This window comes from Corynebacterium sp. HMSC062E11 (genome assembly GCF_001811845.1).
Taxonomy (GTDB): domain Bacteria; phylum Actinomycetota; class Actinomycetes; order Mycobacteriales; family Mycobacteriaceae; genus Corynebacterium; species Corynebacterium hesseae.
Genome location: NZ_KV806827.1, coordinates 1 through 14,133, shown reverse-complemented (window position 1 = coordinate 14,133; position 14,133 = coordinate 1). Strand labels below are relative to the sequence as shown.

The 14,133-nt window shown below is 59.1% G+C and carries 16 protein-coding genes; 9 read left to right on the top strand and 7 right to left on the bottom strand.

Annotated elements, in window-relative coordinates; genetic code table 11:
- The first annotated feature begins 6 nt into the window (after positions 1–6).
- Positions 7–657 (top strand): MOSC domain-containing protein, encoded by a 651-nt coding sequence (locus HMPREF2822_RS09715; RefSeq protein WP_070524149.1) that lies wholly within the window; start codon positions 7–9, stop codon positions 655–657.
- Here the strand turns inward: HMPREF2822_RS09715 and HMPREF2822_RS09710 are convergent.
- Positions 632–2,191 carry an ATP-binding protein gene (locus tag HMPREF2822_RS09710; RefSeq protein WP_070524147.1) on the bottom strand — a complete coding sequence of 520 codons (1,560 nt, stop codon included), beginning with the start codon at positions 2,189–2,191 and terminating at the stop codon, positions 632–634. The genes HMPREF2822_RS09715 and HMPREF2822_RS09710 overlap by 26 nt on opposite strands.
- 354 nt (positions 2,192–2,545) lie before the next feature.
- On the opposite strand from HMPREF2822_RS09710, the gene HMPREF2822_RS13720 reads away from it, so the two are divergent.
- From HMPREF2822_RS13720 to arfB, 4 genes are read left to right on the top strand one after another with little or no spacing between them, the layout of a single operon-like run.
- A complete protein-coding gene (locus HMPREF2822_RS13720; protein ID WP_070524145.1) occupies positions 2,546–2,896 on the top strand; it encodes a Fic/DOC family N-terminal domain-containing protein in 351 nt (116 codons plus the stop codon).
- Positions 2,896–3,351: a Fic family protein gene (locus HMPREF2822_RS13715; protein WP_083306836.1), complete on the top strand. Its 456-nt coding sequence runs from the start codon at positions 2,896–2,898 to the stop codon at positions 3,349–3,351. The genes HMPREF2822_RS13720 and HMPREF2822_RS13715 overlap by 1 nt, the downstream gene beginning before the upstream one ends.
- Complete coding sequence (locus HMPREF2822_RS09700) at positions 3,279–3,869, top strand: putative glycolipid-binding domain-containing protein (RefSeq protein ID WP_198530977.1); 591 nt, start codon at positions 3,279–3,281, stop codon at positions 3,867–3,869. Before HMPREF2822_RS13715 ends, HMPREF2822_RS09700 begins: the two co-directional genes overlap by 73 nt.
- Positions 3,870–3,900: 31 nt before the next feature.
- Positions 3,901–4,344, top strand: a complete 444-nt coding sequence (gene arfB / locus HMPREF2822_RS09695) for an alternative ribosome rescue aminoacyl-tRNA hydrolase ArfB (RefSeq protein WP_010187974.1) — start codon at positions 3,901–3,903, stop codon at positions 4,342–4,344.
- 54 nt (positions 4,345–4,398) lie between these two features.
- On the opposite strand, the gene HMPREF2822_RS09690 is transcribed toward arfB, so the two are convergent.
- Positions 4,399–4,707, bottom strand: a complete 309-nt coding sequence (locus HMPREF2822_RS09690; protein ID WP_083306840.1) for a HigA family addiction module antitoxin — start codon at positions 4,705–4,707, stop codon at positions 4,399–4,401.
- A gap of 490 nt (positions 4,708–5,197) precedes the next feature.
- Between HMPREF2822_RS09690 and HMPREF2822_RS09685 the strand changes: the two genes are divergently transcribed.
- Positions 5,198–5,557 carry a Cd(II)/Pb(II)-sensing metalloregulatory transcriptional regulator CmtR gene (locus HMPREF2822_RS09685; RefSeq protein ID WP_070524143.1) on the top strand — a complete coding sequence of 120 codons (360 nt, stop codon included), beginning with the start codon at positions 5,198–5,200 and terminating at the stop codon, positions 5,555–5,557.
- Positions 5,554–7,446 (top strand): heavy metal translocating P-type ATPase, encoded by a 1,893-nt coding sequence (locus HMPREF2822_RS09680; protein ID WP_070524141.1) that lies wholly within the window; start codon positions 5,554–5,556, stop codon positions 7,444–7,446. Before HMPREF2822_RS09685 ends, HMPREF2822_RS09680 begins: the two co-directional genes overlap by 4 nt.
- A 489-nt stretch (positions 7,447–7,935) precedes the next feature.
- Here the strand turns inward: HMPREF2822_RS09680 and HMPREF2822_RS09675 are convergent, their stop codons facing one another.
- Complete coding sequence (locus tag HMPREF2822_RS09675; RefSeq protein ID WP_070524139.1) at positions 7,936–8,661, bottom strand: TIGR02391 family protein; 726 nt, start codon at positions 8,659–8,661, stop codon at positions 7,936–7,938.
- Positions 8,662–8,765: 104 nt separating this feature from the next.
- On the opposite strand from HMPREF2822_RS09675, the gene HMPREF2822_RS09670 reads away from it, so the two are divergent.
- The gene (locus HMPREF2822_RS09670) at positions 8,766–9,125 is read left to right on the top strand and encodes a VOC family protein (protein WP_198530976.1); all 360 of its coding nucleotides are present in this window, start codon (positions 8,766–8,768) and stop codon (positions 9,123–9,125) included.
- Between the two features lie 265 nt (positions 9,126–9,390).
- Here the strand turns inward: HMPREF2822_RS09670 and HMPREF2822_RS09665 are convergent, their stop codons facing one another.
- From HMPREF2822_RS09665 to HMPREF2822_RS09650, 4 genes are all read right to left on the bottom strand, one after another.
- Positions 9,391–10,365, bottom strand: coding sequence for an NAD-dependent epimerase/dehydratase family protein (locus tag HMPREF2822_RS09665; RefSeq protein ID WP_070524137.1), 975 nt, complete (start codon positions 10,363–10,365; stop codon positions 9,391–9,393).
- Between the two features lie 257 nt (positions 10,366–10,622).
- Positions 10,623–11,411 carry a zeta toxin family protein gene (locus tag HMPREF2822_RS09660; protein ID WP_070524135.1) on the bottom strand — a complete coding sequence of 263 codons (789 nt, stop codon included), beginning with the start codon at positions 11,409–11,411 and terminating at the stop codon, positions 10,623–10,625.
- A 3-nt stretch (positions 11,412–11,414) separates the two neighbouring features.
- The gene (locus tag HMPREF2822_RS09655; RefSeq protein WP_070524133.1) at positions 11,415–11,678 is read right to left on the bottom strand and encodes a hypothetical protein; all 264 of its coding nucleotides are present in this window, start codon (positions 11,676–11,678) and stop codon (positions 11,415–11,417) included.
- Positions 11,679–11,708: 30 nt separating this feature from the next.
- Complete coding sequence (locus HMPREF2822_RS09650; RefSeq protein ID WP_070524131.1) at positions 11,709–13,118, bottom strand: aldehyde dehydrogenase family protein; 1,410 nt, start codon at positions 13,116–13,118, stop codon at positions 11,709–11,711.
- Between the two features lie 151 nt (positions 13,119–13,269).
- Here HMPREF2822_RS09650 and HMPREF2822_RS09645 point away from each other — a divergent pair, with 151 nt between their 5' ends.
- Positions 13,270–14,130 (top strand): AraC-like ligand-binding domain-containing protein, encoded by an 861-nt coding sequence (locus tag HMPREF2822_RS09645; RefSeq protein WP_070524129.1) that lies wholly within the window; start codon positions 13,270–13,272, stop codon positions 14,128–14,130.
- Positions 14,131–14,133 lie beyond the last annotated feature (3 nt).

Below are 14,133 nucleotides of genomic sequence, written 5' to 3'. Positions count from 1 at the left end.
GTGAGCATGAAGGTTATCTCCACGAACGTCGCTGTCCGCCGCCCCGAGCCGCACGGGCGGCACGAGTACACGGGCATCGATAAGCAGCCGCGCCCCTTCCTCGACCTAGAGGTCCCCGGGCCCAACTACGGTGACGGCTCCGGCGTGGTGGGGGATTCCATCGGTGACCACGCCCACCACGGCGGAGCCGAGAAAGCCGTCTACGCCTATGCCCGCGAGGAGCTTGACTACTGGGAGGGCACGCTCAACCGCGTGCTGCGTGACGGCTACTTTGGGGAGAACCTCACCACCGAGGGTATTTCCTGGCCGAATATACTCATCAACCAGCGCATTCAGGTAGGGGAGTGCGTGCTCGAGGTCTCCATCCCGCGCACGCCCTGTGCCACCTTCTCCGGCTGGATGGACGAGCCCGGCTGGCTCAAGTCCTTCACTGAGCGCGGCGATTGCGGCTCCTACCTTCGCATCATCGAGCCGGGCCGCATCAATCCCGGCGATGAGATTACGCTTATCGGCCGCCCCGACCATGACATCACCATGGGCATGGCCTTCGCCGCCAAGATGGGGGACAAGGAGCTAGCCCGGCGCGTCGTCGACGCCGGCTGCCTGGCCCCAGTCCACCACGATCAGCTGGTTAAGCGCCTGCAGCCCCGCGGTTAGCTAGCCATTCATAGGTTGTCGCTTGTGAACCGCGCGTGCCATCCATACGCACGAATCGTGCCTTCACCAGTGACTTCAGCGCATATCGGACCTGCGCTCGAGTAAGGTTTGTGGCTGTTTCTATTTCGCCGATAGACAGCGGTTGTGCCGCCGTACGCAGCGCCTCCGCTACGCGCGGGGCGTTAACACCCAGGCGTTCCAAGGTCACTGGTGCATCCACTCGTCGTTCCGGGCCGGTGCCTGATTCCTCCTTGCGTAGTGGCTCCCAGATACGGGCCTCTCCACGAGTGTCCGGCCGCCACATTTTCACCGTAAATTGCACGCCAGAATCTATCAGGTCAGGCTCCGGTAGTCCTTGCTCTCGCGCGGCATCCAGCATGAGCTGCACGCCGCCGCCTTCGCCCTCAATAACAAAAGAGCCATCGTCTGCTTTGAGATATCGGCACAGTCTATAGAGCCGCTGGTTAATCTCCTGGCGCGCCAGATCTCTCGACTTGAGCTGTTCAACCGTCAGATCCCGTAGGCCTCCTGGACTGGAGATAACCATCTTGTCCGGTAATAGGCGGACATCAATCGATTTACCCGCACCCAACGTATTTGGCCCAAGATCACGGTGCACCAATGCATTAGCCACGGCCTCTCGAATGGCCGGAAGGGGAAGTTCAGGAACTTCCACCATTGATCCGTCCTCTCGATATCGCCGTACGGCGGCTAAACGTTGCCTTACCCATCCCATTACCGAGTTCAACAGCACCGGAACGGGCCCCTCAAAGGTCTCCAACCCCAACACTCGCCCGTGCTTCGAACCATTTGGTAGCCTTTGCGCCACCGTTACTGCTAAGGAGGGAAAATGCCCTTGGGGATAGAAACCCAGCGCATACAGGCCAGCAAGCGTCAGCTCTCCAGTCGCGGTCGTCACCGCTAGTGCCCGTAAGACGTCCTCATCTTGAGTAAGTCCCGATAGTCGCCGATTCTTTCTCCGCGCCTGAACCAAGAAATCTTCCACCACGGCGCGGTCCAAGTCTGCGATACTCGTGCCTTCCACAATCGTCGTGTCATAGGACACTGCCTCCTCGGCATGCAGCTTCGCTACGTCCATCATGCGTAGCTCGGAGGCACTCATACGATAATCCCCATCAGCCATTCGAAGATACGCTTCTCCCCTGTAGATAGCAGGCTTATCAATGATCGGAAGACCCGTAACCTCCGCAATCACGACATGCGTGCCATCTATTGCCACACTGTCGGTATGCACTGTGACTGGGGGAGTGATGGCATGACGAGCTTGCGAGGCCAGAGCAGCCTCCATCTCCGAAGGATTCTCAATGCCAGTGACAATGAAGCCTTCTTTCTCATTGACACCGAGAATGATAAGACCGCCACTCGGCATGTTTGCGAACGCGCACAATGTCTGCGGTAGAGAGTCCGGAATGCCCCCTTGAGCGGTTTTGACCTCGACTGTTGTTGAATCACCGCCGCGCAACTCAAGCTCAGCCAATAGCTCTCTCAGCTGATTCTCGGACCAATTGTTCACGATGAATACCCGCCCTCAATGTTAACAATGACGGCTCAATGCTAACTTCATTCCTCTTCAATGACAAGAGTTCTCATTGATCTTCCCATTGAGGTGTCATTGACATTCTCATTGAGGCCAAATTATGGCCCTGAAACCCCGTATGTTTAAGCTTTATCTAGCGCATAAACCGCAATGAGTGGTTGGATAAGAGTTATCCAACCACTCATTTGCTGTCTGACGAATGGATAGCCTCTACAAGCCTCACTACGTTACCGAGAGCTGGATCCCCGAATCAGGCTCCGGCATTCCCCGGCGCGATAAGGCCGGAGGCCCTTTTTAGGTCTATGTCCCTGACCATTTTGTAAGTAAGGCATGGAGTTTTCCCCAGAGCTCACCAGCCGGGCAGCACGTATCGAGCGAGAGATCTTGAATCTCAACCGTCATGCTGCTTCTGGCCAGTTGGAGTCTGTGGCCCGCTTACTCATGCGTTCTGAGGCGATTTCTTCCTCACGCATTGAAGGTATTGCGCCCAACGTCGACAAGGTTGTCCTCGCGGAACTCGCCCAAAAGGAGGAAGTCCGCGGCTTTAAGGAAGTCCGCGGCTTTAAGGAAAGCGCGGAAGAGGTTGCGCGTAACCTCACCGTTCTGTGTTCCATTGAGAAGAGCTTTGCCACCGAACCAACATCTCCATCGGCCTTCTTGAAAAGCTCCAAAGAGAGTTGATGGGGGAGAAGGGCTCTATCCCCACTGGTCTCCGCACTATTCAAAACTGGATTGGTGGAAGTAACCACACACCCTTTGGGGCCGAGTTCATCCCAGCGCCCCCACGTCTAGTCCATGACCTCGTGGACGACTTATGTCTTTACCTCGATGGCGCTTCGCACGGTGCTCTCATCCAGGCCGCGATTGCTCACGCTCAATTCGAAACGATTCACCCATTTGCAGATGGCAACGGCCGTGTGGGCCGTGCTCTCATTCATGGGATTCTTCTGCGTCGCGGACCTACTGAATACACCATTCTGCCGGTAAGCCTCGTCCTCGATACGTGGTCCAAATCGAAAGCTACCTGCCTTTTCGCACCATCAAGCGTGGTAAAATCCTCACCATGGAGCGCACGTATAAGTGGGAGCATGTCGAGACTCCCCTCATCCGGAACGAGGCCGCAGTTCATTTTTTAGGAGCCGGTTTGACCGCTTCCGGAGTGCAATACGGCGATGGATACAAGGCCACGTGGGAGCTGCGCGCCGCGGAGAACTGGGTGACCGAACGTGTGTCGGTGAACGTTGAAGGCGACGGATGGGGACGAAGCCTCGAGCTGTTTAGGTCCGAGCAAGGCGTGTGGTCGGCGGAAACCAATGAAGAGGGCGCCCAGCCTGAAGATCTGCCCTCCCCCGGTATCGTCCAGTCAGCCGACCTGAAAGCCGCACTCGATTGCGATCTCGGTCTGTGCCCTCTCACCAACACAATGCCTATTCGTCGCTTGACGCTGCTTGAGACTCAGGTCCCGAAAACGCAGCTGATCATGGCTTGGATTGATATACCGTCCCTCCAGGTGATCGCATCAGACCAGTACTACAGCTCCGTCGATGCTGAAACTGTCCGATACAAAAGCGGAACACGGGGAGTCGACGTCGAGTTGGAGGTCGACGGTGACGGCGTGGTCGTACACTACCCTGATCTCGCACGGCGGGTCTGATCCGGAAACAACTCTAACTAAGCTGGGCGGTATGAACGACCTGACCATCGCGCCTGGCCCAGGGATCCCCGGGGGTCTGGTCATCGTCGCCGCCGACCTGACGGAGCGGTTCGCGAAGTCGTCGGGACCAGGCGGCCAAGGCGTCAATACTACGGACAGCAAAGTGCAGCTTTCCGTCGATATCGCTACGTGCTCATCGCTTTCCGACGCCCAGCGTCGCCGCGTCCTCCACAACCACGAGCACCGCCTAGACGGCACCGTCCTTACCGTTACCGCATCGACCCAGCGATTGCAGGTACGCAACCGCGCCGAGGCACGCGAACGCATGGCCGCCCTCTTGCGCGAGGCGCTCGCTCCGCCTCCTCCCCCGCGGCGCAGGACCAAGCCGACGCGGAGCTCGGTGCGACGCCGTCTCGAAGCGAAAAAGCGGCGCTCGGAACTCAAGTCCACGCGACGGCGGCCCCAAATTCCCTAGTTCGAACCATCCGCATGCATATCCTCACGCTGACGGACCTGGTTTGGGTAACCGCTACGCTGAGACAGCTTGGACCGGTTGAATCCACTCGATTTCCGAGAGGATCTTGTCTTCCGCCACGTCCAAGTCATATTGAGCCTGTAACCCGAGCCAGAACTGGGGGCTCATCTCGAAAAACTTCGCTAGACGAAGGGCCGTGTCAGCGGTTACAGCGCGCTTACCGTGAACAATTTCGTTGATCCGGCGGGGCGGAACGCCGATGGAGACGGCGAGCTTGTGCTGGGTGATCCCCATTCCTTTGAGGAAGTCCTTCATGAGGATCTCACCGGGGTGAACCGGAGGGAGCTTGTCAGTGGTAGTCAACGATCTCAACCTCCTCTGGCCCCGCCGATCACCTTTCAACGCCTCGAGCCGGTTTCCCGGGGGAATCCGCTCTCGATTCCACAGACGCTCAGTGTCCTTGTCAGCGAACGACTGGATCATGCTTCACCTTATCCCCCATAACGCGAAGCGTCAATAACGCTACGCGTTAAATTTGAACTCCACGGTATGTAGTTGCAAAGTTACTTTCTCGTTAGCCTGCAACAATCAGAAAACTGTAATTACGTCAGCACACAGAGAACATATGGGCGCATGGAAACACGTAAAGGTTGTGCGGGATGGCGTGGACGTCAACGTGAAGATTCTGGAGAACCTCGCCGCGCACGTCGCTCCCGCGTTGGGTGGCAGCCGAACCACAAAGGACCAGTCATCTGCTATCCCATCGACTAATTCCTGCAGGTCGCAGGACCTTCGCGTAACCGTCAGTTCAGTGCATTTTGAATAGTTCAGCACACGTTGTACTGTTCAGCACATGCTGACTATTGCTTCACGCCTCGACGTTATGAACCGGCTCGGCCGGGCCATGGCTGATCCGACGCGTTCCCGAATCCTGATGACCCTACTCGACGGTCCGGGCTACCCGGCCGAGATTTCGCAAAGGTTGGATCTGACTCGCTCGAACGTCTCGAACCACCTGTCCTGCCTACGCGATTGCGGCATCGTCGTCGCTGAGCCGGAGGGCCGCAAGACCCGCTACGAAATTGCCGATCCGCACCTCGCGGCGGCGCTCGAAGCGCTGGTCAACGCGACACTGGCCGTCGACGAGAATGCCCCCTGCATCGACACTGAGTGCTCGGTGCCCGGCTGCGGCGAGAAAGGAACGGACGCATGAGTTCAGCATGTGGATGCGAACACGAACCCGCCACGGAGATCGAAGAGCTCGATCGGCCATGGTGGAAGGACCCCGAGCTACTGCTACCGATCTTCTCCGGCGTAGCCCTCATTACAGGACTGGCGCTGGACTGGTCCGACTTGGAGACGCCCGCAACGGTACTGTATTGGCTTGGCCTGCTGTTGGGCGCTTACACGTTCGCACCTGGAGCGATCCGGAACCTTGTCACGAAGCGCAAGCTCGGCATTGGCTTGCTTATGACGATCAGCGCGGTCGGCGCGGTGATCCTTGGTTTCGTCGGAGAGGCCGCGGCGCTGGCGTTCCTGTACTCGATCGCCGAGGCGCTTGAAGACAAGGCGATGGACCGAGCCCAAGGCGGACTGCGGGCACTGTTGAAGCTGGTACCGCAAACCGCGACCGTGCTGCGCGACGGTACGACGGCCGAGGTCACTGCGAAGGACCTTGAGGTTGGCGAGCTAATGGTCGTACGCCCCGGGGAGCGGATCGCCACGGACGGCATCATTCGGTCCGGACGCTCCAGCCTTGACACCTCAGCGATCACCGGAGAATCCATTCCGGAGGAGGTTGCGCCCGGCGACGAGGTACCCGCGGGAGCGATCAACTCCGCCGGTGTGCTGGAGGTCGAGACGACCGCAGCTGGAACGGACAACTCGCTGACCACACTCGTCGACCTCGTCGAGCAAGCGCAGGCGGAGAAGGGTGACCGCGCCCGGATCGCCGACCGGATTGCCCGACCCCTCGTGCCCGGGGTGATGATCCTGGCGGTGCTGGTCGGCGTGATCGGCTCGCTGTTGGGCGACCCCGAGACGTGGATCACCCGTGCGCTGGTGGTCCTGGTCGCAGCGTCGCCGTGCGCGCTGGCAATCTCCGTGCCGCTGACGGTCGTGGCCGCTATCGGCGCGGCCAGCCAGTTCGGAGTAGTCATCAAGTCCGGCGCGGCGTTCGAGCGACTCGGCGGCATCCGTCACCTAGCGGTAGACAAAACCGGAACCCTTACCCGCAACCAGCCCGAGGTTACCGGAGTGGTCCCGGCAGACGGATTCGATCGGGCGCAGGTGCTTTCCTTCGCGGCGGCGGTTGAGCAGCAATCGACGCACCCCCTCGCCGCGGCGATCGTGGCAGCGGAGCCCGAAGCGCCCACCGCCTTGGATATCAGCGAGGAAGCCGGTCAAGGCATCGGCGGCACCGTCGAAGGCCGACGGGTGCTGGTCGGCAGCCCCCGATGGATCGACGCCGGGCCACTGAAGGCGGACGTTGAGCGCATGGAGTCCGAAGGCCAGACCTGCGTCCTAGTCACCGTCGATGACGCTCTCGCCGGGGCGATCGGGGTGCGCGACGAGTTGCGGCCCGAGGTGCCCGATGCCGTGCAGTCCCTGCACGACAACGACGTAGAAGTGAGCATGCTTACCGGCGATAACACTCGCACCGCCCGGGCGCTAGCTGAAATCGCCGGAATCGACGACGTGCGCGCCGAGCTGCGACCGGAGGACAAGGCAAGCATCGTCGCCGAACTCTCCTCCAAGACGCCGACGGCGATGATCGGCGACGGCATCAACGACGCGCCGGCACTGGCGGGCGCAACGGTGGGCATTGCGATGGGAGCAACCGGCTCTGACGCCGCGATCGAGTCCGCTGACGTCGCCTTCACTGGCCACGACCTCCGGCTGATCCCGCAGGCGCTGCAGCACGCCCGCCGAGGCAGCAGGATCATCAACCAAAACATCGTGCTGTCTCTGGCCATCATCATCGTGTTGATGCCACTGGCGATCAGCGGTGTACTGGGCCTGGCCGCCGTCGTCTTGGTACACGAAGTCGCCGAAGTCATCGTGATCTTGAACGGCCTGCGGGCTGCACGAGCGAAACGCTGAGGCTGTAACCGGCAAGTCTTATAAGGGTTAAACCACGCGCCGAGCGCACACACGTTGGACCAGGCGAGTCATTCGAGTTCACCACCTGGTCCTTCTCGATGCGTGCAGGCACGGGAACTGTGGGTGAACCTAATAGTTCAACGGCCCGATAACGCTTGCAGATTCTTCACACGAGGTAGCGGAATGGACCGAGGCCGAACGAAAACCGGAGTTAGAGACAGTGCTCTTCAACATACCCCCAATAACGCGAAACGTCATTAACGCCTCGCGTTACACGTTGAACTTGAACTCGAGGGAGTGTCGTCGCTATTTAACGTGTGCGAGGATCATTTCTGGACCCCACCCCACTCGCTGGCATGAACCTTGCACACAGCCACGGCGATGGTCCCGGTACGGCCTTGCCGACTGAGCGCCCGGCACCCCCATCACAGACGTTCGTGCTCCACATCCTTCGCTCAAAGCAGACTGCTATTCCGTAAACCGATGTAGTCACCCCTCCAGGACGGTAGCCTTATCAACCCAGCGAGCCAATAGACTGAAAGCCGCGAGCTGCTCCAACGCGACTTGCTCCTCACCACCGTCGTGTGGAACATGCATCCCGGGATTGCGGATAGCCGCGTACAAGCCCTCTGCAAAGGCGCGGGCGCCCCGATGTAGGTTCTCAAACGTCTTACTGCCATCATTTTCCATAAGCCGAAGGCGCGGCACATTACGCTTCGGATCATGGAGTGAAAACGCCTCATTGAAAAGTGCTGTTTCAGATATGTCTAGGCGGTTCAGTTTCGCTTGGGTCTCTGCATTGATGCGGATGGCAGCCTGCATCACGGCTTGATGGTAGTGCCCATGATTCCAGTAACCCTTGCCATTCTCCCACGCCCACGGATGCAGATTGGCTGCGTCTAAGTCTGGCGTGTTGTCTCCGAGCTTTTCAGCGAGTTCAGACCTACGTTCAAGCACTGTCTTGGCCCGGGAGGCTTGGTCCCTCAGCCAGTTATACTCCTTGTCCTGGACTGGGAGTCCTTGTCTCCACCCGGGAAGCGCTCGGTCAAGGATCATTTCAACGACGTGGGCACGTGCCGCAGCCTCAGTCGGCGATCCGCTCATAACGGTTCCAAGGTAGGCGATGCCCGGGCCCATGTCGGGGACTACCTTCTCTGTGACTTGCAGGAACGCGTCTATCTCATTGATCGCCCACTCGGGGTCTAGCTCGGCCATGCCTCCATTATGACGTATGGGGCTGACATGGCCGGAGAGAACTGTTCTGATACCCCATCCAGAAACACCCCTCGTTATTGCAGGCGCGCTAACGCGCGCCCACAATGGAAACCATGAGCGACGCCAACTTCATCATCCGCCAAATCACCTTCGACTGCCACGATCCGTCTAGGCTCGCCGAGTTCTGGGCGGTCGCAACCGGCTGCGAAATCGCCGCGGATTACGGCGATTTCGTGATGGTCGATTCGACCCCGGCGCTAGGGTTTCAGCGCGTTGAGGATCCCACGCCTGGCAAGAACCGCATGCATATCGACGTTGGCGGGGCGGAGCGCGAATCCTTGGTAGAGCGCCTCAAAGACCTAGGCGCTACCGAACTCACCACCCACGAGGCGCCGGGATTGGTGTGGACCGTCATGCAGGATCCGGAAGGCAACGAGTTCTGCGTGGGCAACCTCGGGGCCTAGCTACAAATTGAACTTAAACTCGACGGAGTGGCGAAAGAAGGCTACCTCACTCAGTTGCAAGCGATTCGAGAAGCCGAAAAGTGTGCCGCAAGGCGTTTCCTGCTCGGAAAGGCAGCCTCCGCAGGCTAGATCGTTCCGCGTCATGAAGAGCTAGCACCGCCGAAGTCCCCCTCAAGTCAGATTCGGACTCATTCTCACAGTCAGTCGCGGAACGAAAACCAACTTAGTACGGTCCCGACTGCAACTAAAACTGTTCCTGCCGAAACTAAATGCCATCTTCTAACCGCTGGCGAAGCACGACTTCCTCTTCATCGCTGAGCCCAGCGAGTCTTTCCCCCTGCTGTTCTTCTTCGAATCGCAGCGCATCCGCCAATGTTTCTTTCAACGGGCGAATCTGCAGGCCAGCTTCGTAGGCTGTGGCGCAATCGAGTAGCGCGATGTTGCGAAACTGTTCACCTGGTACCCACAATGGCAACGATTTTGGGCCCATCCACGGGGTTACATCATTAGCGAGAAGCAGTTCATCAGAGCAAGGTCGCTCCGTAGCCTCCGATGCGGTTAACTCACGCGAAATCTTGAACACTTCGGACAAGGAAGTAGCAAACCCCGTGGCGTTAAAGGTTCCGAAAGTTCCAACTTCTGCAGACTCAACTATCCAGTCTGCAAGGTCTTTCACATCAATCATAGCGACGGGAAACGCCGGGTCTGGGACGATCACGTTCTCACCCGTGGGATGCGCGAAGCGCCACGGATAGTAACCACTGCGCCCTGTTTCGTCGCCGTAGCCGGCGATCAGACCGGGTCGAACTACCATTACCGACCTATTTATGTTGCGATAAATCGTTTCGCAAGCAGACTTTGCGGCCGGGTACTGCCCCATGTTCTCCATGTAGTCAATTTCAAGCGGAGTGACTACGGAATCAGACTCGGAAGAAATACTTCCTTGGTCCTCATATACGCTGCTCGAAGACACAAATATACGATGCTTGGCCTGGAGTTTCGTCGCCGCATCCCGCGCATGCTTCGGCTGACTCGTCAGATCCACAATGGTGTCCCAAGTTTTCCCCGCAACCTCATCGTACGCACCGTCACGGTCACGGTCTGAACTCACAAATTCGGCTCCGTTGGGAACCTTCCCGTTACCCCGTGCAAGGCAAGTAACTTCATGTCCTCGCTCGACTGCTGCAGCCGCTATGTGTCCTCCAAGGAAACCGGTACCACCAAGCAATAAAAAGTTCATGTCACTAGTTGTACACGAAACCTTCTCACACGTGACCAGTCTTAATCCCAGCACATCCAAGCTAGATCCAGATGCCAGAGCAGGATTACCCCACCATCTGCCAGAGCTTCTTATTCGGCTAACCTACACATTGAACTTAACTTCAACGCAGACGACATCCTCAGCCTGCTCGACCTCGCAGAACGCCAGCTCGCCAGCAGCCGCTTTGACACGAAGCTCTCACCGCCTACCGGGCGCGCAGTTCCACGGGCACAGCCTTAAAGTTTGCGGATACGCTCTGCATCAGCCACGAGGTTCTGCGTAAGCTTCTCCGCTTCAAGGCCAGCCAAGTCACAGCTGTCGAAGCGGGCCAGCCAGTCAGCACGAATGGCGGGGGAGTCGAACCAGGTTGCGCGCTCGCTTTCAATATCTTCGATGCCGTTTAAGGTACGGCCGTCGCGGGTGCGGATCTCGAGGTCGTCGACAAGCGGCGCAATAGCCTGAAGCCCCGGCACGATGGCCTTAAAACCCGACGTGTGGGAGACCTCGTTAGTCCAGCGCGGATAGCGGCTCACGCGCTGCGCCTCCAGATAGCGCTGGACGACGCCCAGCCTGGAGACCTCCTGCGCCACCGCCAGGCCCACGACCTTCACGCGGAAACCCGCGGAGCGAAACTTGGCTATCTCACCCGCGATGAATTCCGGGTTAGACAGCGTGTTCTCAATGATGAGGGAGTGCCCGTGCTGCCGGCCATACTCAATCAGCGAAGACATCCAAAAGGGGACCGGTCCATTGGTGAGCACGTCCATGCGCAGGGGGTCGCGCTCCATGATCTCGTCGAGGGCGGGGTGCAGCTTCCGAACCTCATCGGAATCAAGGACCGCGTGACCATTCTTTACAGATTCAATAGCCGTTGATTTGCCTGACGCTGGCTGCCCCGCCACATAAATGACTTCTGGAACAGACGGACTGTGAGTATTCGATCGGCCAAAGTAGCTGGCTTGCAGAGTCTTTAGCCGTTGCTCCATAACTTGTGGATCAACGGGGAAATCAGCGGCGGAAAGCATAAGCTATGCCGCTTTGTGCTCGGAGGAGAGGGCTTCAAGCCGCTGCGCAAAGAGAGCCGCAGCGGCGCGGATGGCTTCAATGTCGGTTGAATCAACACCACTGACTATGTCCTCTACCAGCCAATTCTGACGAATCCACCATTGTGATTCTACATCGTTGCCTGCTTCAGCAGCCCTAGTGAGGTAGGCGGCTTTCAGCGAGGACGCAACCTCCTTCATGGCGTCGAAGGCTGCGTACTCGATCTCCGGGACTTTGGCGGTGCTCATGGCGCTAAGAATAGCAGCGCCATGCAGGAGCTAGCCGTTGATGATCTGCGGGTACGCCAGGCCCTTGAGGCCCTCGGTACCGAACTCCACACCGTAGCCGGAGGACTTGATGCCACCGAAAGGCACGCGCGGATCCACAGCACCGTGGGCATTGATCCAGGTAGTGCCTGCCTCCAGCTGCGCAGCGACGTCCAGAGCGCGCTCACGGTTGGAGGACCACACGGAGGAGCCCAAGCCCACGTCAAGCTTGTTGGCCTGCTCGATGGCCCAATCCAGGTCTGTGTACTTCACAATCGGCAGGGCAGGCCCGAACTGCTCCTCGACGACCAGCGGGTTATCCGGGTCGATGTCCGCCACCAGGGTGGTGGGGTAGAAGTAGCCCGGCGCGTCATAGTCCGGGTCGCCGCCCAGCAGTACGCGGGCACCCGAGTCCTTAGCAGCGTTGACGAGCTTGTCCACGATGTCGAACTGCTGCTTATTCTGCAGCGGGCCGAGCACGTTTTCCTCCTCCAGGCCCACGCCCATCGGGGAGGCCTTGGCCACCTCGACGAGGGCTTCGCAGACGGCGTCGTATAGCGACTCCGGCACGTACACGCGCTTCATCGCCGCGCAGGTCTGACCAGTGTTGATGAACGCGCCCCAGAAGAGGTCGCCGGCAATCTCCTTCGGGTCAGCGTCATCCAGCACGATGCCCGCGTCATTGCCGCCAAGCTCCAGCGTAAGGCGGGTGAGGTTGTCGGCGCTGGCCTCCACGATCTTCTTGCCGGTGGCTGTGGAGCCGGTGAACATGATCTTGTCGATTCCCTCGTGAGTGGTCAGCGCCGCGCCAACCTCACCGGCTCCACTCACAACCTGGAGAACACCCTCCGGCAGCACGGAGTTCACGACCTTGAGCAGGCCCAGTACGGACAGCGGGGTGTACTCGGAGGGCTTGACGACGACCGCGTTGCCCATACGCAGTGCCGGCGCAATCTGCCAGATGGTGATCATCATCGGCCAGTTCCACGGGCCAATAGCACCGACGACGCCGAGTGGGCGGTAGTTGACGGTGGCGGTGATGTCATCATCCACGGCAGTGTAGTTCGGGTGCTCGAAGGAGGCGGTGGCATTCAGCCAGCCGGAGCAGGCACCGACCTCGAAGCGGGCGTTCGGGCCATTGAGCGGCTTGCCCTGCTCACGGGAGAGAAGCTCAACGAGTGCCTCTGCATTAGCGTCGATGGCGGCGGCTGCCTTGGTGAGAAGCTCGCAGCGTTCTTCGTCGCTAAGCTTGGCAAAGTCCTTCTGCGCTGTACGTGCGGTCTCAACCGCAGCGTTGAGGTCCTCAACGGTGTCCTCTGGCGCGCGGCCAACAACCTCTCCGGTAGCGGGGTTGAGGATGTCGCGTCCGTTCTCGTCCGTGATGGCGTTGAGCAGATCAGCGTAGGTGGCGAACTGAGTCATGAGATCTCCTTGTGAAGAAGTCGTGGGCCCCGCGAACAAAGCCCGAAGAAACTTTTATTCGGCATGTTACCTGCACCACACGATGCCGCTTGACTCTGCGTGCATACAATTTGTCCACAAATGTGTGAGCTCTCACGATATGATTCCAGCTATGTCTGCTTCAGCCGTTGAGCATTTCGATATCGCGTCATGGCGCACCGCGTCATCCGAGTCTTTTGGCCAACTCGACGTGGACACCGAAGACCCCGCTTCCTTTCACGCCACGCTGCGATCCACGAAGGTGGGGGATATTTCCCTCTTCGATATGTGCACGTCGCCCCACACGGTGAACCGATACAAGATTTCTACCGACGAGGCTCCCTTTTGCAAGCTCAGCCTGCAAATCACCGGCTCTTCAACCATGAGCCAGGACGGGCGAACATGTGAACTGCACCCAGGGGACCTAGCTCTGTACGTGACCCAGCGGCCCTACACGCTGTGCTATCCGGAGGAGCAGAACACACTCATCGTGCACTTCCCGCAGAGCTTCCTCGATATTTCACCAGCGCAGATCCAACGCCTCACGGCGAACCCCATCTCACGCTCACACGGCTTGGGCGCAGTGGCGGTTCCCCTCTTTGAACAGCTGGCCAAGAACTTGGATCTACTCAAGGGCCCGCACGCCACAGCCTTAGTCCGCTCCGCACTCACCATGCTGGTTTCGGTCCTCGCCTCCGACGTAGCCGATGAACCCTCAGCGGGCACACTTCTGTTCAACCAGGCCACCGCCTACATCGAAAAGCACTTGGGCGACCCGGATCTAGGCCCCAGCACCATCGCCCAAGCACTCTTCGTGTCGGTGCGCCACCTCCACGCCAAGTTCTCCGAACAGGGCCTTTCTGTAGGCAGCTACATCAGAACCAGGCGCCTCGAGCACATCCGCCGAGAGCTCGTGGACCCGCGGCACTCCGAGGAATCAATCAGCCACATCAGCGCCCGCTATGGCGGCCCTTCCGGTTTTAGAGTGCGTTGATTT